We start from the raw sequence: 17,451 nt of genomic DNA on the forward strand, positions 1-17,451 counted from the left end.
AATTTGAAGAAATCCAGTTTGCCTACAGTTTTTTATTTTACATTCCAGTTGTATTCAGACTCTCGCTCCCTTTCCGCCGACTGTCTGCCAAGTGCCCTCGCCGCATGCGTCTGAGGTGTCTCGGCTAGCCAGTTATTCGGCAGGAGTGTCGCAAATTTCTTCAATCCAATGAAGGACGTTCAAACAAACCCTCAAAGAGTTTGTATGTAAAAGGAGTTCTATCTAACTATCAAAACACAGTTGATTGGAACGGAAGGTACGAGACTCCCGCTTAGGAATACGTGTCCAAGGGAGACCCCGCAGGCGCAAAGGCGCCGAGGGCGGACCGCCCGCGGAAAGTGAGTATCCGGAGTGGAAATCAACGTTCAAATTTTACAAACCCTCAAAAAAACATTCCAGTTTATTTCAGAAATCCGCTCCCATCTTCATTTTTCATTTACTTTTTTTGTAAAGTTAACAACTTCATTGACATTTTAAATAAAAATATATGTTAGAATATTTTGTATTACAGATTCAACTTATTCAAAGGAGGCAATTTAATGGAGAAATCACTTAAAGGACACGAACTTTTACAAGTTATAACGGAGGGGAAACAACCTCCGAATTGTGATTTAACGTTACAGATTGAAGCAAATTATGCAGAGGATGGAATAGCAAGAGGTGTATGGAAAGTAGATGAAAAGTTTATTAACGGAAACGGTGTAGCAATGGGTGGTTTTGTCACTTCGGCCGCAGATATTATGATGGCTTATGCTATATCTTCAAAATTAAGTATCGGACAATCATTCGCATCCATCGATTTACATACTACCTTTCATCGACCAGTAGGATTAGGAGACGTACATGTTGAAGCAAAAGTAGATCGAATCGGAAAAAAAACAGCTTATGTACTCGCTGAATTATTTCAAAATGATAAAAAAGTGGCAAGCGTTGTGTCATCAGTTATGGTCCTTTAAAGGATAAAAAAGCATGTTGCAGAAAAAAGCCTTCGTAACATGCTTCTTTAACAATTAATCTTGCAAATCCATTTAGATCATTCGATACAATCTCTACACTAGTTGTAACTAGTTCAACTTATTTCTTGGAATTATAGAACTTTGAAGGAACGGCTTATAGCTTCCCGCTTCGACACTAATTGCTTCATTGTAATCTCTAAAGTAAAAAGCCACCAAATACGGCAGCTTTCACTCATTACTTTAATCCTTCAATTATTTCAGCACCATAAGAGTTGTCGATTATGCAACGCCATGTACCTGTGGAATCTTTTTTAAAAACATATGTCGCGGTTCTTTCCATGGAGAACTTGGAATCATTCTTTTGATTGGCACTAAGTTGGGCTTTTGCCACAACCAATGCCGTATCACCTGTTTCGATGATTGCCATCTTTTCTTGATTGACGATTAAACTATGATTAAAGTAATCAGCAATAGCAACAAATGCCCGACGTATTTCTTCTTTGCCTTTTGCGATTGTTCCAGGTTTGACAACTAAAGTTGCATCCTCTGAATAGAAATCCATTAAATGATCAAAGTCCTCGTTATTTATTGCCCTATCTGCATTTTTTATGACTTGTTCCAGCTCATGATTTTGCATATTCACCCTCCTTATCAACCTCGTAAATGTGTCCCCTCTTATACTAATACATTCGACTGCATTTTTTGGTATCTTGCTCTTAAAATGAAAGCCTATTTTCTAAAATATGGTGGTTTTAGACATTTTTTTATATCGTCTATCGTTTTATAGTAAGATTAGTAAAAACAGACATTTATTAGAGGTGGGTATATTGGTGGTTAATGTTTTAATCATAATTGTATTAGTTTTGGCTATTTTTGCTTCCATTGCAGCTTGGATAAATACACAGACCATAATAAGAGATTTATCAGAGATAAAGGTGAAATTAGGAATCAAAGAAGAGAAGAAGCCTTCCTTCCTTGATAAAGACCTTGACAATGACTAATTAAGACCTCAAAATGAGGTCTTTTCTTATGCAATTCTTAACCCTTCTACTGTTGAATCGTTTGATTTCCTATAACACCATAACAACAAAGAAGTTATCTGTTCTTCGTATGGCAATTTCTTGTTTAATTAAAGAAATCGGAACCAATACAAGTAATTATCTAACCAACGAGTAGATACCTAAAATACATAGGATCAAAATGTCAGTTGTTGTTTCCATTGTTCCATTGAAGCAAGCAAGTTAGGCATTCCTTCCTGACCAAAATATTCCAAAGAAACATAACCTGCATAATTCCTCTTTCTCAATTCCTCCAGTAAGCCCACATTGTCGACATCCCCACTAAAAATGGCTGCTGGTTTGTTTTTATAACGCTCTTTATGATTGTAATGATAATTTTTTAAATGTACATGGCTTACATGGGGGAAAATGGATTCCAATACCTCCTTCGGATTTAATTGATCAACGTATAAGTTAGCACCATCGAAAATCAGTTTTATCCGTGGATGGTTGATATCTTCTAAAAGCTTTTGAATGGCTTCGAGGTTATCTGCGAAGGAGTCATAGTGAATTTCTATTGCTACATCCACTCCATAGAGATCTGCCATTTGCCCTAATTTATTTAATTCGGTAGCCGTTTCCGACCATTGCTCTGGTGAGGCATTCCTAGATGCTATATGCCCTGCGAACGTCCGTATTAATGGGCAGTTTAATTGATGAGCCATATCCAACAATTTTCTTGCTTGAATGATTTCGTTTTGATGTTCTTTTTGGTTCCAGAGTTTTGAAAAAGTCGTATACCCACTAATGGAAGGTATTTGTAAATCATTGTTTTCAAGTAATTGGACTAATTTGTCCAGTGGTCCGTGCTTCTCCTGAAAACGTTCGATATGTTTATTCCATAATTCAAGTCCTTTAACATCCGCTTGCAATGGAAGCAGCCAATTTATTATTTCCTCTATATCCCATTCTTTAAATCCTGTAGTACATAAACTCAGTTTCAATGTATTTCCGCCTCTCTGCTTTTATTTTTTCAGTCAGTGATTTCTATGCGCTTGACTTTTCCGAGTAGAAAGATATAAGCAAAAGCGCCAATCATGGCCACTACGGATATGAAGGTTAGCGCTGCTGCATAAGAATGTGTCACACTAATGATTAAACCGACGATTAACGGAGATAATGCCCCGCCAATGTTGGCTACAAAATATAGTGAGGAACCCGTTAGGCCTACCATGCCTTTCGGGGCAATATCAGCTAAAAGGGCACCAGTAACAGTTGAGGCCATCCCCTGTCCGAAGAATGCTATTGCCATAAAGGTGATGACTATGTTTGGTGAATTCGTATAATTCCCCCCGAGGATCAAACAAGAAAGTAACAATCCGATAATAATGGGCAGTTTACGTGCCATTCCCGTTGATAACCCGCGTATTATCATCCAATCGGAACATCGGCCGCCAATAAGAGTTCCTAGTATCGCTACAATGTATGGGATACTTGCATAAATTCCGGTTTTTAACATCGTCATTCCCTTTTCATCAATTAAATAGGAGGGAAACCAAGTCATAAAGAAAAACAAAGTAGTTTGAATGGAAAATTGCCCGATGAACATTCCCCAAATTTGACGGTGTTTTAGCAGTTGACCAATTCGTTTCCAGGAAAAAGGATGCTGCTCTTCGGTACCGATCATTCCTCCGCCTTCTCTGATATAATCTAGCTCCTCCTGGGAAATACGCTTATGTTCCCTTGGGTTGCGATAGAATCCATACCAAACCAATCCAATAAGAATCCCTATAATTCCGGCGATATAAAAAAGGTAATTCCACCCAAAAGATATGATGATCCAAGTAAAAACTGGAGTCAGGAAGGCCAATCCAATATATTGGGTACCCGTATAAATCCCTACTGCAGTAGCCCGTTCTTTTTTCGGAAACCACTCGGATACACACCAGGCATTAGTAGGTATGGAGGGAGATTCAAAGGCACCCAGCCCTATCCGATATGTAATCAGTGACGATATACTTTTCGCGGTTCCTACCAAGAATGTAAACACAGACCAAAATATGAGGGAAACCGTATATACCTTTCTAGGACCAAATCTATCTAGAAAGTAGCCGCTAAATAGCATGGTGAAGGTATAACTCCAGCCGAATACGGAAAATATGATTCCCATCAAAGCCGGATCTATATGTAAATCGGCTTGAATATTCGGAGCCGCAAGCGAAATGATGGCACGGTCGATGTAATTAATACAAGTGACTAAAGCAATTAGAAATAATATAAACCATCGAACAGTTTTCGTTTTTCCTTTTTTTGATCTGTCCGTTACCAGTTCCGATGTGCGATCTTCTATTATTGCCTTTAATTCTGAGCTCAAAATTTTTCCCCCTAACCTAATGCCAACGTTAGTACATCGTTCTACTAGTTTTATGTGATTTCTTAAATACTTGTATATTTCCTGCAATATCAGATCACCTTGTTGCAAAGTACACATCTAAGCAGATTATATTCAGAATTGTGAATCATTTATTTAGATCGTTACAGTCTTCTCTGATTCTACCTCTTCATTATCCTTCTTGACTACCCTGTCAAAAGATCCATGTTTTTCTTGTACCAGAATATAACCGATCGCTGCGATGATACTTGGTAGGGCAAATGTAGCAAAAGCCACCCTAGGATTCATGCCTGTTGACAAAAGAAAGGCAATTAAAATAGGAGCGAGAATTGAGCCAATCCTGCCTATAGCTTGCGAATAGCCCATCCCCGTCGTACGGATTTCACGGGGGTAATATTCTGTGATATACGGATTCGCTAGGTTCATGGCACCAACAGTACAGGCCCCTCCCACGAACATCAGTACATATACTCCGACGATATTGGTGGTAGCACTCAATGCGACAAAGGTAACGGCACCTAATAAGAATAGTGTAACCAGAATTTTACGATGTCCCATTTTCCCGGCATAATACCCCCCTACTAAGGAACCGCCAATCTGACCAAGGCATAAAACCAGGTTAAACGAAAGGCTTGAGGTGATACTGAATCCGGAATCCTGCATCATTTTTGGGAGCCATGTATTTAATCCGTAAGCCATCATCAATGTACAGAACACAGCTCCCCATATGGAAATTGTACTGAATGCCCGTTTGTTCGTGAATAGTTTTTTTACTGGAGATCCTTTCCCTTCCTGTACAGCATTAAGCCTGAAATCATCTGTTTCTCTAAAATCCCCTTCTGGTTTTACTTTATTGAGGATTTCAACAACCTTACCAATTTCTTTCTTTGCTAAATAGTAGGAAAGGGATTCAGGAAACTGCTTCATGAATATGGGAAGTGTAAGTAATGGAAGAATTCCAATAAAGTACAAGACACGCCAATCTGTATAAGGAATGACATACATCCCCACTAACGATGCCATGATTCCACCGATTGAATAGCCACAGTACATCGCAGCTACAATGATGGCCCGATTTTGTTTTGGGGAGTATTCAGTCATTAGCGATATAACATTCGGCATCAAGGCTCCCATGCCAATTGCAGCAATGAAGCGCATGACAGTGAACCATGTGAGGTTAGGTGCAATCCCTGCCCCCAAGGTAAATACGCTGAACAAAATCATACAAATAACCAGAACATTTTTACGGCCATATTTATCAGCAATCGGTGCTAAAATCAGCGCACCCATCATCATGCCGAATAAGGAATAACTGCCGACTGCCCCTGCCTGAATGGATGTTAAATCCCACTCATCGATCATCCATGGCAAACCCACACCATACATCGCAATATCATACCCGTCGAAAGCTATGGCATAAAAACACCAAAGAAAAACAAGTATATGAAAGCGGTTAAATTTACTGGCAGCAATAATATCCGTTGCAACTACACTTCGCATGTTCCGCCTCCCATCCTATATATATGTTTTGAATGTATTTTCCGAGTTCCAATATAGGAACTCGGAAAATATCAAAAAAATCAGATAATGAAGAGTGGAATTGTTTCATTAGCAAACTTCTTTCATTTTCAGTACCCACTTAGGCACTTTCGTTGGATTCATAGGTATTTACTGACCTTTTTTTCGAGAAAATTTGCCTGCCTATTCTTAGGAATGATTAGTTGTTCACGATAGCTTTATTGAAAACAGGTTTATCTTGTAATCTTAGTTCAAAATCTAAATGAGCCGTAAAATAATCATTTTTCACTCCTTTTTCTGTACCGGAATGTTTATCTAACTTCGTAATTAAGCTTCCGCGAACACCTTGTGCAACATCATTTTCTAAATATTTATCACCTTCAAAATATATTTGTGTTACTAATCTATCACCATTTTCCGGTTGGAATAACAGGTGCAAATGTGCTGGACGATATGCATGGTGATCAATCCACTTTAAGAACTGACCAGAAGGTCCATCTGTTGGAATGGAATAATTACCCGGTACAACCGTTTTAATTTCAAAATTACCATTCGCATCTGTATAAAAAACACCACGTAAATTATTATCTGGAATACCTTCAGCGAAGTATGAGTATTCACCATTTGCATCCGCCTGCCACATATCGATTTTTGTATTTGCCAACGGATTTCCATTTACATCTTTCACAGATCCTGAAAAGTAAAGGGCGTCACCTGGTTCATTTTCACGTTGTGGCAATACTCCTGGATTTTGAACGACTGGAGTATTTTCAATGTAATAAGGCCCTAGAATAGTTGGTTCAGTTCCTTTTACGCTTTTATACATTTCTTGAAGTGCATGAGTTTCAAAGAAAACATCCATAAACAACGGAATTTCCCCTGACCTTCCTAATTGATCCATCCAATCAACAAGAGCTTGATATTCATTATGATCAATTTCATATTCACTAACTAATTCCTTAAATTTAACTACCAATCCATTATAAACATCGATTACTTTTTGATTCTTCATATATACTTCCTCCAATTTTTATAAGTTTTATATAAATATTAGTTTATACCTGAGTATTTTGAATGATCGTTGTGATTCCTAACCCACCTGCGATGCATAAAGTGATGAGCCCATATCTTTTTCCCGTTCGTTCTAGCTCGTGTATCGCTTTCGTTGCTAAAATCGCACCTGTGGCACCAATCGGATGCCCCATAGCAATAGCACCACCGTTAGGATTCACCTTATTCATATCAAGCTTCAATTCTTTAATTACTGCCAAAGCTTGAGCAGAAAAGGCTTCGTTCAATTCGATCAAATCAATATCATCCAATTTCAAGCCTGACATTTGAAGCGCTTTCAGGGTAGAGTTCACTGGTCCTATCCCCATGAAATTCGGTGATACACCTGCAGCTGCTTGTGCTACTATTTTTGCTTTTGGTTCTTTCCCAAGTCTCATGGCTTCTTCTTCTGACATAAGTAAGAGAGCAGATGCACCATCATTTCTTCCACTGCTATTTCCAGCGGTTACCGTTCCATTTTTTTTGAAAACTGGTTTTAACTGAGCTAATTTTTCTAGACTGGTTTCCCTTGGGTGCTCATCCAATTTAAACTCGGTTACACCCTTTTTCGTTTTAAGTTGATAGGGAACGATTTCTTTCGAAAATATTTCATTAGAAATTGCCCGTCTTGCATTTTCTTGACTTCTTAAGGCAAATTCGTCCTGTTCCGTTCTTGAAATAGAATACTTTTCCGCTAAATTTTCTGCTGTCATTCCCATCGTTAACATTCCGTAGTCTTCAATAGGCTGTGAACCTGGCTGACTTTCTGTATTTGGGTCTAATAACTGACCATTACCTGATTTCAATCCAAAACGAATATTTCTCATATAATACGGAGCTGTACTCATTGATTCTGCTCCACCTGCAATAATTATATTTCCTAAACCACTTTGAATTTGTTGACTAGCTGAATTTATTGCTTGGATACCAGATCCACATTGTCGGTGAACAGTATAACCTGGTACTTCCACCGGAAAACCTGCACGGAGTGAAGCAATTCTCGCTAAATTTGATGCGTCAGAACTTTGTTTCGCTTGGCCCATTATTACTTCATCAATAATCTCTTTTGGTATATCCGCTCTCTTTACAACTTCATCAAGGACAGCTGCTGCTAGAAAATCAGCAGGAACATTTTCTAATGATCCCCCTAATTTCCCAATGGCGGTGCGAACCGAGTCAATAATTACTACATTGGTCAATTTTCTTTCCCCCGAGTATCAGCATTATTTACTTCTAAACTATCTTTATATCTTTGATGTGCTATTTTTAAAGCAACGATCACTGACTGCTGTGATGGCGCTAAAAAGTCGGTTTTTATATTTTCTATTAACGGATCAATATCTTTACTAAAATTAAATCCAACTATCATTCTCTTAAAAAAGTCCTGTGCCAAAGTTGTTAAAAAAGTGAATTCTGCATTAATGATAATGTGACTTTCTTTATGGATTTCAAGTACCATACCAGCGTATTTATAATTTTCGTACATACTCGTATTTTGTGGTGCCTTTGCATACGCCGTAATTAATAATGTTGGTTGTCCCATAAAACTACATCCTCTCAAGATAGCTTGCATTAACTAGTTAGGGTTCCATATTCCCCCTTCCTAGTTTATATTACAAATAACGCTCTTGAAAAATGTTTTACTTTTTCTTTATCTATCTCCATACCAAATCCTGGTCCATCCGGAATGATTATTTCAAAATTTTCATATTCAATTTGGTTTACCGTTATATTATCTTTGAATAGTAACGGTCCAAATAATTCAGTACCGAATTCAAACTTGGGAATGGTTGAATAAAGTTGTGCACAAATAGCTGTTCCTAATGAGGATTCAATCATCGTTCCGCCATACAAACCAAAACCTACACCTTCAGCAATAGCAGCCACTTTTTTCGTTTGAGTCATTCCACCATGCTTACATACTTTCAAAGCAAATGAATTACCTGCTCTATGTTTGGCTATTTGGAAAGAATCTTGAACCGTATTCAGGGATTCATCAGCCATGATCGGAACCTTAAAACGATCGGTCAATCTTGACATCCCTTCATTATCCCAAGCTGGCAGCGGCTGTTCGACCATGGAAACCCCACCTTCCTGTAAAGCTTCAATGCAATACGTAGCGGTTGTTTCATCCCATGCTTGATTAACATCAACCGTAATGCGTGCTTGGTCACCTACAGCTTCCATAATTTTCAATACATGCTCCACATTCTTATATGGATTGCCTTTGCCAATTTTCAATTTAAAGATATTATGACGTTTTTGGTGTAAGGATTCTTTCGCTTCTTCAATATCTTTATACGTATCTCCGCTTGCTAATGTCCAAGCTACCGGTAATGATTTATGAATCTGCCCCCCGAATAATTCATAGGCAGGGATGTTTCTCCTTCTAGCCACTAAATCTACCATTGCGGATTCAACAACAGCCTTTGCGAAGTTATTTCCTCTAACATGTAAAGAAACTTCATGCATGATTTTGTCAAAACGGACTGGATTTTTCCCAATAATAAGGGGCGTAATATATTTATCAATATTCACTTTTATCGCCTCAGGAGTTCCCTCACCATATGAGGCACCACCTATTGTTGCCACCTCTGCCCATCCTTCCACTCCCTCTTCATCCATGACACGGGCAAGTATGATTGTTTGTTCCACAATCGTATGCATGGCAAGCTGATGAGGACGAATCGTGGGTAAATCAATAATGTATACATCAACTGAACGTATTTTCATTTAATCCACCTTTTTAAAATTTAATAGATAAAATCCGCTTCTGTTTTTGCTCTTACTTCTTCGATACTTACATCTGGCATTAATTCAATTAGTTTCAACTGTTTTTCAACAACTTCAAAGACAGCTAACTCCGTGATAATCATGTCAACACTTCTAGTTGATGTAATGGGATAGGTGCATTCTCTTAAAATCTTACTTATACCTTCCTTATTTGTATGTGTCATTGTCACTATCACTTTTTTTGCACCGACTAACAGGTCCATTGCTCCTCCAACACCCATGATATTCTTGCCAGGCACCGCCCAATTTGCAATTTCCCCTGTTTGATCTACCTGCAAAACACCCAAGATAGCAACATCAACGTGCCCTCCACGGATCATTGCAAACGATTCTGCACTATTAAAGAATGAAGCACCAATCGATTCCCCTACTGGCAACTTGCCTGCATTAACTAAATTGGGATCGATTTTATCTTCCTCTACATCAGAAACTCCCAATAATCCATTTTCCGTATGAAAATAAACATTTTCGTCATCGATATATTTTGAAACCAAGGTAGGAATCCCAATTCCAAGGTTCACTATACAAGGACCCGTCAATTCTTTTGCCGCGCGTATAGCTATCAAATTTTGCATTTGTTCTTTATCACTCATAATCTATGACACCTTCCTTCGTCAGGATTTTCGTTGCTTTAATGATTCCATCGACGAATAGATGCGGTGTTACAATCTCCTCTGGTGAGAGTTCACCAGGTTCAACAATTTCATCCACTTCTACAATTACGACATCCGCGGCTGTTGCCATAACCGGATTAAAATTTCGAGCCGTTTTATAATAAACAAGATTACCAAGCGTATCTGCCTTCCAGGCCCTAATCAAAGCTACATTTGCTCTTATGGCAGGCTCAAAAATATATGTAAGCCCATTTATTTCCCTTTCTTCTTTGCCTTTTGCTAAATCGGTCCCGACACTCGTTTTCGTATAATAACCACCTATGCCAGCACCACCAGCACGCATGGATTCCGCTAATGTCCCCTGTGGTAATAGCTCTAAGTCAATGTCACCTCTTTGATAAAATTCGCCCACTTCACGATTGCTTGTAAAATATGATCCGATTGCTTTTTTTATTTTCCTTTGGCTTAGGAGAACACCCAATCCTTTCCCTTTTTCGCCTAAGTTGTTACTGATGACTGTTAATCCTACTACATCCTTTTTGGTCAACCCATCAATTAATGTAAGAGGGGCACCAATCAAGCCAAACCCACCCACCATTAAGGTGTGACCGTTCTTCACACAAGATAAAGCTGCTTCTATATCTTGATGTACTTTCGTCATGTTTTTCTCCACCAATCCTGTTACTTTTTTTCAATTAATGAATCACTTGCTTCAAACCAAGCAGGGATTCCAGCAGTCAATAAGCAAATAAATCCCACATCCGCTAATTGTTCTTCGGAAGCTCCATTTTCTCTTGCCGCTTCCATCCATTCTTCTACTTGTTTCCCTTTTAATTCTGTAATGAAAATCCCTGTCATCAGGATATGTTTTAGCTTTGTTGAAACAACTGAATCACTCAATATATAATCTTTGAGGGAGTTTTCGTCTCCAGATCTAACCAGACTCAAAACATTCGATACGAATGCCGTCTCCTCATCACCTAATAGCTCCATCATATAAAGCAGGATTTCTTCTGCCGTTTCTTGATTACCACTTACTTCGGGAAATGGAATGCCTTTAAGTGAGAGGGCATATTCCAAAGACTTTATTCCCGTTTTTAATGCCTCAGTCCCGTTATATAAATATGGAACAATTAGGTACTCCACCAGTTCCGGTAACGTTGCTCCACCATCCATTGCCCCTTTTGTATGATAAACCATACTGCGCTCATACAACCTCGCAGCATTCATGCCTACTAGTAATATATCTTTCTCCTTCTTCGTTAAGGCTCCCTCTTCCATGATGTTACTGCGTAAGTTGGTATAGTGGTCAAGTGCATTGGGGCTATAATCGTGCATTTTTTGCACCCAGCCTGGTACCACATCATACACTTCTTTGAAATACGTTAATCCTTCGCTCATTCGTATGCACCTCTTTAAATTAATTGAGAGTCAAGTATCGATAGTGCTCTAATAGGTGAGGCTGTTGCATTTTTTAGTTTTAACGGGATCCCGAAAAAAAGAAAGCGAGAATGCTTAGGCAATTTTTCTAGATTCACGAGATTTTCAACGATATATATATCATTGTTTAGTAATTTTTGATGAATACCACTTCCTGAACCCTGGTTCAAATCGGCATTGGGCAAATCCACCCCTACAATATGTATTTGCTTTTCAATAAACCATTGGGCCACACTATCATCTAAGGCCTGCGCTTCAAAAAAACCTTCTTCCCCCCATGATTTCCCCCAGGCTCTGATGAGGACAATATCGTCTTTTTCAACATAAACTCCCTGCCTGCGTTCTGCCTCTTCAAGTAAATCTTTCGTAACAGGTTCATGTGTCCCTTTCAACATGCTTACATCAAGTATGAGGGCATCCCCAAACATTTTTTTCAGATTAATGTTTTCAACCGCCCCCTCTTTTTCAGAGAAATGTGATGGCACATCGACATGTGTCCCACTATGGTCAGAAAAAGAAATCAACTTAGATCGGAATCCTTTAGGATGTGAATATTTCCCCTTATGTTCAAGGGGTTCATCTTTAATGCCAATTGCAGATAAATCATTATTTGTAACCAGACCATCGTAAAGTTCCAATGTTAAATCAATGATTTTCAACGGTACCCCCCCCAAATTTCATTATGCATTTACATTATTACGACAAAAATGGCTACCCCAAACATTACTATCAAAAATTGACAGCAGTTGTTTAAGGTAGCCAGTTGTTCACTAGTTGTTATTAAAAAAGGTTATTTTTTAATAGCTAATGAATAGGCAATAATTAATTTTATATTCTAATTTTACACTATTTTCAGTTAATTTCAAGGTTTTTTAAAAAAAAATATCTTCAAAAAAATCAAATTCGTTTTAAGAATGACTTTATCGCTTCATTAATCTCCTCTCTATTTTCAAACACCATTGTATAGTGATTGCACTTTGAAACAACGGTTTCAAGATCCGCAGTATAGTTCTTCGTATCTTCATAAGCTTCTTCATAAAATAATGGGGGGAAATCTCCAATTTTGCCACTAGCATAGACTAATAAGGCTTTGCAGTTAATTTGTGTACATACTTCTTTAGGGACAAATGAATAAAAACTATTGAAATCTGCAAGAATACTATATTCAGATGACTTATTTTCCCAGCCACCATCTACTTCATGAACCTCATACTCTACCACACTTTGCAGATGGTCCGTCCATTTAACACCCAACCGATTATAGATTTCCTTAATTTCTGCGACATAACTTTTCTGGGATTCATATTTTTTGCTTAACCTTCCAAGTGATGGTTGTACTATGTCCCTTTGCTGTTGAGTTGAAGTAGCGGCACCATCCAGTAAAATTAAGCCTTTTACTTGATTTAATTTACTAGCTACAACCGCTGATATGAAAGCTCCCATTGAATACCCCATTAAAATTGGATTTTCAATGTCTAATTCTTGGATTAACGCAATAATATCTTCTGCATGTTTGAAAAGAGAAGTATGCTCATCTGTTTCTGAACTATTCCCTCTCCCTCTCAAGTCAATGGAAATGACTCGGTACTCTCCTTTAAGCATTTCTGCATAATAATGCATTTGCTTATGATTACCCGTTAAACCATGTATAGCAATGATTGTCCCTTTCGTTCCTGGGTAATCTGCAATTTGGATCCTTCGATTTCCTAGCTCTTTTACATACATTTTCATAGTCACACTCTCCTCATCGTTCCTATCATGGATTGTTTATTTACTAACTTATTGCTTGTAAGCTATATTTTTGAACTAAATAACCAAATTTCCCTAGCTTTCATTGATTTATACAAGGAGTTTTCTAACAGAGTATTTTCACCCCTTTCATACATACGCTTACCATTTTAATAAAAAAAGCTACCTTAACTTCACCATCAAGGTAACTTGATCGAGAAATTAAGATAGCCAGTCACTTCATTAATTTTCATTAAAAAAGGGCTTTTTTTAATGATTAATGAATAGGCAAGATATAAATACATGTAATGATTCCATTTTACATGAAGTTTTAATAATATCAAATATTATTTGAAAATTAAGACTTCTCGAATGATTACTTTTACTAATAATAATAGTAAAGAGAAAACACAAGTTATATAATCTACCTTATCAAAACAGTATATAACTGCCCGTAATATATGTACTTGCCTCTGAAACAAGAAAAGTTATGACTTTTGCAAATTCTTCATGTGTGCCATATCGTTCCAGAGGAATGGTCTTTTTCGACTATTCTGCTGCTGCTTCCCTTCTAGATTCTCTTTCAATGCTACCCCCCGATCAGGATAGTAAAAATAATTTTGATTATAAAATATTAAAAGATTGGTTTCTTTCTATTTAACCAGAACACATTTTCTTCAGATGTTCCATCCATTAGATGGGTAAATATAGGGACTCGATTACTTTCAATGTGAATAGCTACAGCCTTGTTATTTTCATTTACATACTTTACTAACGCCATTCCAGGATTTAAAACATCCTCATTTGTATAGGATTTAAATTGTAATCTGTCCCTTAAAATAATTTTTGTTTTTTATCTAATTTATAATTTAGTACGGAAAGAAGGAACGCGAATGTCACCATTATTGCACCAATCCACGTTGTATCTAAATACGTTAAATAGTGTACTGCTAATCCACCTAATGTGGATCCTGCAGCAATTCCCACATTAAAAGCTGAAATATTTAATGCAGATGCAATATCTTTTGCAGATGGCACTAATTTTTCAGCTAAAGTGACGATGTATGCCTGAACCCCAGGAGACATCATGAATGCAAACAAACCCAATAAAACAATAGACAAAATACTTAACACCTTACTTGGCAATAGCCACATCTGTAAAAGAAGAACTATCACTTGAAGTAGAAATACAAATCGTAACGATCTTACAGGATGTTGGTTGGCCATTTTCCCTCCTAAGATATTTCCAATTGCCACAGCAACTCCGTATACAAGCAATAGAAGGGGTATCTCATCTGATGAATATCCACTAATCTCTTCTAAAATTGGAGCAAGAAATGTGAACAAGGCAAACGTTCCTCCAAATCCTAAAGCCGTCATCAATAAAGCCAAAAGGATTCGCGGGTTTTTTACAAGTTGTCCTACATCTTTTAGAGTTGGAGGATTTGCTTGTTTTTTCACTTTATCAACTGCAAAAATATTTGCAATTAATCCGATCACTCCTAGAATGACTACAGCACCAAATGTGGCACGCCACCCGAAATTTTGGCCAATAAAAGTTCCCATTGGAACTCCTGCTATCATCGCCACGGTTAATCCAGTGAACATAATGGAAATTGCAGTTCCCTTTTTGTTTTCAGGAACTATATCTGCGGCAACCGGCGCCGCGATGGCAAAGAATACACCGTGAGCAATCGCGGTAATCACACGTGATATCATTAACACTTCATATGAACCTGTAATTGCTGATATAGCATTACCAATAATGAACACCATCATTAGGATAAGAAGAAATTCCTTTTTAGGGATACGTCCAGTAATCACCGTCACGATTGGTGTCCCAATAGCAAGTGCAATTGCATAACCAGAAATCAAGGTTCCAGCTTTTGTAACAGAAATGGCTAAATCATCTGCAACTGTTTGGAGTAAACCTACAATGACAAACTCAGTTGTTCCAATGGCAAAAGCACTAATCGCTAAAGAGAATAAAGCAATATAGACTTTTGTTGACATTTCTTTCATGGTGACCCTCCTCAATATTTGTCATTTCGTCCATCAAAGCATTTTTGATATGTGAGAACTACATTGAATTAGTTTCTTACTATGAGTCCTATCTAATTTTTTATTCAAACAAAGTGATGGTCCCGATTTCTTCGTCGTCCATTGCGTATCCTTATTGACGAATAACCTTCAGAAGTTCTTTCAGTAAATGAAAGTCAACAAAATGTATCCCTAGTATTTTGTACTAATGTTAACTCTTTCAGCACACTTTCCAGCTTAGATTCTTCTAGGAAAGCTAATATGACTTTTCCAAGAGCACTTAAGTGCACAGGAGCCCGTTCTCCAACTTCTGAATGATCCCAAATAGAAATACATAAGGAAGGGCTTTCGAAGTCTCCCTTCCCTAATTTTCCAATCAACATGGTTTACTCCAGCTGCTTTTACCTCTATTAGAACATCATCAGGTTGTAGTAATGGTGTCGGAAGAGAGATTTCTTCTAAGACTCCTATCCTACACCCCCATATTCTCTTATACCTATACCTTTCATTAGCTTTTTACCTCATGAGGAGGAAAATAGGGGAGTACTTCTTCACCAAGCTCGTGAATGACTTCTTCAGCAGGTCTCTTGCTATCGAACAATGCAAAGAAAAGATGATTTACACCTATTTCTTTATAGATATTTAAAAGATCAATTAAAGCGTTGCGCCCAATCCGGAATCCAAGCCGTATAGGAGTTGGGTTTTCGTTTGGGTTTTCAGATAAGTCTAGATGCATGGGCTGAGAGAATGGCTTGAATATGCCTGGATGATAGTAATCTACTATTTCTCTCCACTGCTTAATAGATTCCGCCTGGTGATGTGGATTTTGAGGATAATACATCCAACCATCTCCGTTTTCAGCAAACCAATTCATGTCTTGCTGACTGAATCCTGTAATCATCGTAGGAATTCTTTTGGTTGGCTTCGGTACTAAATTTGCACCTGCTACTCCTCCCAAAGAAGAAGCAACTGTTGGAAATTCCTCATATAAGAGCTGATTGAGGTATTTAAAGGATTCCACAAATCTTTTGCCTCTGTTCTCATGAGATATTCCAAGTCCTAAGAAATCTGCTCTTCTATCTCCTGACGATACACCCATGATGAGTCTCTCTGGAAACAAATTTTCAATGGTGGCCATCTCTTTAGCTACACGCAAAGGATGACGAAGAGATAACACGACAGCTGAAGTCCCTAGTGCAATTTCTTTCGTCTTACTTGCGAGATAGGTTAGATAAATGATCATGTCATAAATTTGGCCTGTTGCAGGATCCCCAAATGAGGGATCTTGCAGAAGAACATCACGAAACCAAAGGCTTGAGAAACCATAGTTTTCTGCAATTTGCGCTAATTCAACCTGTTTCTCCATTGTAGGAGTTTGAAATTGGTAATTCTCAAGCGGAATATGCAATCCAAGTGTTAGCTCTCCTTCTTTATACATACGATTGAACGATTGGTGTTGTTGAAAAGGATTCATTTCTTCCACTTCCTTTTTATTCGTTTAAGTAAAATTAATGCGCTCAAGACAGAACTAAATGAAAAAAATAGTGAGATATATAATTTATTCTTATTAAATGGTCGTTTCATCACTTCTACTTTATATTCACGATTGTACATTTGAAAGCTCCATTATATCAGGCTGCATTTTTCCAAAGATGATCTCCATATCGTAAGAAGTACCGCTCCACCTACCATGACTCAGCCAATCCAAAGAGTATGAATCAACCCAATTGAGTCTACAATAAGTCCCACCAACAAATGCTTCAATGACAATCCCTACGTTAAAGGCAGCAATATAAAAAGCAGATCCAATATCAACTGCAGGTGGAAATCTGTCCTTCCATTGTGGGGTAGAAGACTGGAAATTTTCTAGAGGTATATGGAGACCCAGTGTCAATTCATGTTCTCTATACATTCGTTGATAG

General features: G+C 37.8%; 20 protein-coding genes and 1 pseudogene. 2 read left to right on the forward strand and 19 right to left on the reverse strand.

Going from position 1 to position 17,451, the window contains the following annotated elements; translation table 11 throughout:
* The first annotated feature begins 539 nt into the window (after window positions 1-539).
* Window positions 540-956: a PaaI family thioesterase gene (locus tag ACQKMH_RS24405; RefSeq protein ID WP_427589921.1), complete on the forward strand. Its 417-nt coding sequence runs from the start codon at window positions 540-542 to the stop codon at window positions 954-956.
* A gap of 235 nt (window positions 957-1,191) precedes the next feature.
* Here the strand turns inward: ACQKMH_RS24405 and ACQKMH_RS24410 are convergent, their stop codons facing one another.
* Window positions 1,192-1,593: a YybH family protein gene (locus ACQKMH_RS24410; RefSeq protein ID WP_427589922.1), complete on the reverse strand. Its 402-nt coding sequence runs from the start codon at window positions 1,591-1,593 to the stop codon at window positions 1,192-1,194.
* A 193-nt stretch (window positions 1,594-1,786) separates the two neighbouring features.
* Here ACQKMH_RS24410 and ACQKMH_RS24415 point away from each other — a divergent pair, with 193 nt between their 5' ends.
* Window positions 1,787-1,957 carry a hypothetical protein gene (locus tag ACQKMH_RS24415; RefSeq protein WP_427589923.1) on the forward strand — a complete coding sequence of 57 codons (171 nt, stop codon included), beginning with the start codon at window positions 1,787-1,789 and terminating at the stop codon, window positions 1,955-1,957.
* Between the two features lie 194 nt (window positions 1,958-2,151).
* Here the strand turns inward: ACQKMH_RS24415 and ACQKMH_RS24420 are convergent, their stop codons facing one another.
* The 18 genes and pseudogenes from ACQKMH_RS24420 to ACQKMH_RS24505 all read right to left on the reverse strand — a co-directional run bounded on the left by ACQKMH_RS24420 (window position 2,152) and on the right by ACQKMH_RS24505 (window position 17,423).
* Window positions 2,152-2,958 carry a sugar phosphate isomerase/epimerase family protein gene (locus ACQKMH_RS24420; RefSeq protein ID WP_427589925.1) on the reverse strand — a complete coding sequence of 269 codons (807 nt, stop codon included), beginning with the start codon at window positions 2,956-2,958 and terminating at the stop codon, window positions 2,152-2,154.
* Window positions 2,959-2,987: 29 nt separating this feature from the next.
* A complete protein-coding gene (locus tag ACQKMH_RS24425) occupies window positions 2,988-4,328 on the reverse strand; it encodes an MFS transporter (RefSeq protein ID WP_427589926.1) in 1,341 nt (446 codons plus the stop codon).
* A gap of 153 nt (window positions 4,329-4,481) precedes the next feature.
* Window positions 4,482-5,846 (reverse strand): MFS transporter, encoded by a 1,365-nt coding sequence (locus ACQKMH_RS24430; protein ID WP_427589927.1) that lies wholly within the window; start codon window positions 5,844-5,846, stop codon window positions 4,482-4,484.
* A gap of 217 nt (window positions 5,847-6,063) precedes the next feature.
* Window positions 6,064-6,876, reverse strand: coding sequence for a dioxygenase (locus ACQKMH_RS24435; RefSeq protein WP_427589928.1), 813 nt, complete (start codon window positions 6,874-6,876; stop codon window positions 6,064-6,066).
* Window positions 6,877-6,919: 43 nt separating this feature from the next.
* The gene (locus ACQKMH_RS24440) at window positions 6,920-8,113 is read right to left on the reverse strand and encodes a thiolase family protein (protein WP_427589929.1); all 1,194 of its coding nucleotides are present in this window, start codon (window positions 8,111-8,113) and stop codon (window positions 6,920-6,922) included.
* Window positions 8,110-8,457 (reverse strand): DUF3870 domain-containing protein, encoded by a 348-nt coding sequence (locus ACQKMH_RS24445; RefSeq protein WP_427589930.1) that lies wholly within the window; start codon window positions 8,455-8,457, stop codon window positions 8,110-8,112. Before ACQKMH_RS24445 ends, ACQKMH_RS24440 begins: the two co-directional genes overlap by 4 nt.
* Before the next feature lie 65 nt (window positions 8,458-8,522).
* Window positions 8,523-9,647 (reverse strand): muconate cycloisomerase family protein, encoded by a 1,125-nt coding sequence (locus ACQKMH_RS24450; protein WP_427589931.1) that lies wholly within the window; start codon window positions 9,645-9,647, stop codon window positions 8,523-8,525.
* Window positions 9,648-9,667: 20 nt separating this feature from the next.
* Entirely contained in the window at window positions 9,668-10,300 is a 633-nt protein-coding gene (locus tag ACQKMH_RS24455; RefSeq protein ID WP_427589932.1) for a 3-oxoacid CoA-transferase subunit B, read from the reverse strand.
* Window positions 10,293-10,982 (reverse strand): CoA transferase subunit A, encoded by a 690-nt coding sequence (locus tag ACQKMH_RS24460; RefSeq protein ID WP_427589933.1) that lies wholly within the window; start codon window positions 10,980-10,982, stop codon window positions 10,293-10,295. The genes ACQKMH_RS24455 and ACQKMH_RS24460 overlap by 8 nt, the downstream gene beginning before the upstream one ends.
* Window positions 10,983-11,002: 20 nt before the next feature.
* The gene (locus tag ACQKMH_RS24465; protein ID WP_427589934.1) at window positions 11,003-11,722 is read right to left on the reverse strand and encodes a carboxymuconolactone decarboxylase family protein; all 720 of its coding nucleotides are present in this window, start codon (window positions 11,720-11,722) and stop codon (window positions 11,003-11,005) included.
* Window positions 11,723-11,736: 14 nt separating this feature from the next.
* A complete protein-coding gene (locus ACQKMH_RS24470) occupies window positions 11,737-12,420 on the reverse strand; it encodes a cyclase family protein (protein ID WP_427589935.1) in 684 nt (227 codons plus the stop codon).
* A gap of 238 nt (window positions 12,421-12,658) precedes the next feature.
* On the reverse strand, window positions 12,659-13,492 hold the full coding sequence (locus tag ACQKMH_RS24475; protein WP_427589936.1) for an alpha/beta fold hydrolase: 834 nt from the start codon (window positions 13,490-13,492) through the stop codon (window positions 12,659-12,661).
* A gap of 429 nt (window positions 13,493-13,921) precedes the next feature.
* Window positions 13,922-14,026, reverse strand: coding sequence for an SDR family oxidoreductase (locus ACQKMH_RS24480; protein ID WP_427589967.1), 105 nt, complete (start codon window positions 14,024-14,026; stop codon window positions 13,922-13,924).
* Between the two features lie 297 nt (window positions 14,027-14,323).
* Window positions 14,324-15,511, reverse strand: coding sequence for an MFS transporter (locus tag ACQKMH_RS24485; RefSeq protein ID WP_427589937.1), 1,188 nt, complete (start codon window positions 15,509-15,511; stop codon window positions 14,324-14,326).
* Window positions 15,512-15,705: 194 nt separating this feature from the next.
* Window positions 15,706-15,912 (reverse strand): IclR family transcriptional regulator domain-containing protein, encoded by a 207-nt coding sequence (locus tag ACQKMH_RS24490; RefSeq protein ID WP_427589939.1) that lies wholly within the window; start codon window positions 15,910-15,912, stop codon window positions 15,706-15,708.
* Window positions 15,878-16,038, reverse strand: a pseudogene (locus tag ACQKMH_RS24495) (alcohol dehydrogenase catalytic domain-containing protein); the annotation flags it as partial. The pseudogene ACQKMH_RS24495 and the gene ACQKMH_RS24490, both read right to left, overlap by 35 nt.
* Complete coding sequence (locus tag ACQKMH_RS24500) at window positions 16,038-17,003, reverse strand: LLM class oxidoreductase (protein WP_427589940.1); 966 nt, start codon at window positions 17,001-17,003, stop codon at window positions 16,038-16,040. The gene ACQKMH_RS24500 and the pseudogene ACQKMH_RS24495, both read right to left, overlap by 1 nt.
* A 126-nt stretch (window positions 17,004-17,129) precedes the next feature.
* Complete coding sequence (locus ACQKMH_RS24505; protein WP_427589941.1) at window positions 17,130-17,423, reverse strand: hypothetical protein; 294 nt, start codon at window positions 17,421-17,423, stop codon at window positions 17,130-17,132.
* Window positions 17,424-17,451 lie beyond the last annotated feature (28 nt).

The sequence above is a fragment of the Peribacillus sp. NPDC097895 genome, from assembly GCF_050277555.1.
Taxonomy (GTDB): Bacteria; Bacillota; Bacilli; order Bacillales; family DSM-1321; genus Peribacillus.

Coding starts and splice junctions, on each gene's coding strand:
- ACQKMH_RS24405 (WP_427589921.1), top strand. CDS start 540: ATGGAGAAATCACTTAAAGGACACGAACTTTTACAAGTTATAACGGAG.
- ACQKMH_RS24410 (WP_427589922.1), bottom strand. CDS start 1,593: ATGCAAAATCATGAGCTGGAACAAGTCATAAAAAATGCAGATAGGGCA.
- ACQKMH_RS24430 (WP_427589927.1), bottom strand. CDS start 5,846: ATGCGAAGTGTAGTTGCAACGGATATTATTGCTGCCAGTAAATTTAAC.
- ACQKMH_RS24435 (WP_427589928.1), bottom strand. CDS start 6,876: ATGAAGAATCAAAAAGTAATCGATGTTTATAATGGATTGGTAGTTAAA.
- ACQKMH_RS24445 (WP_427589930.1), bottom strand. CDS start 8,457: ATGGGACAACCAACATTATTAATTACGGCGTATGCAAAGGCACCACAA.
- ACQKMH_RS24450 (WP_427589931.1), bottom strand. CDS start 9,647: ATGAAAATACGTTCAGTTGATGTATACATTATTGATTTACCCACGATT.
- ACQKMH_RS24455 (WP_427589932.1), bottom strand. CDS start 10,300: ATGAGTGATAAAGAACAAATGCAAAATTTGATAGCTATACGCGCGGCA.
- ACQKMH_RS24460 (WP_427589933.1), bottom strand. CDS start 10,982: ATGACGAAAGTACATCAAGATATAGAAGCAGCTTTATCTTGTGTGAAG.
- ACQKMH_RS24465 (WP_427589934.1), bottom strand. CDS start 11,722: ATGAGCGAAGGATTAACGTATTTCAAAGAAGTGTATGATGTGGTACCA.
- ACQKMH_RS24475 (WP_427589936.1), bottom strand. CDS start 13,492: ATGAAAATGTATGTAAAAGAGCTAGGAAATCGAAGGATCCAAATTGCA.
- ACQKMH_RS24485 (WP_427589937.1), bottom strand. CDS start 15,511: ATGAAAGAAATGTCAACAAAAGTCTATATTGCTTTATTCTCTTTAGCG.
- ACQKMH_RS24490 (WP_427589939.1), bottom strand. CDS start 15,912: ATGTTGATTGGAAAATTAGGGAAGGGAGACTTCGAAAGCCCTTCCTTA.
- ACQKMH_RS24500 (WP_427589940.1), bottom strand. CDS start 17,003: ATGAATCCTTTTCAACAACACCAATCGTTCAATCGTATGTATAAAGAA.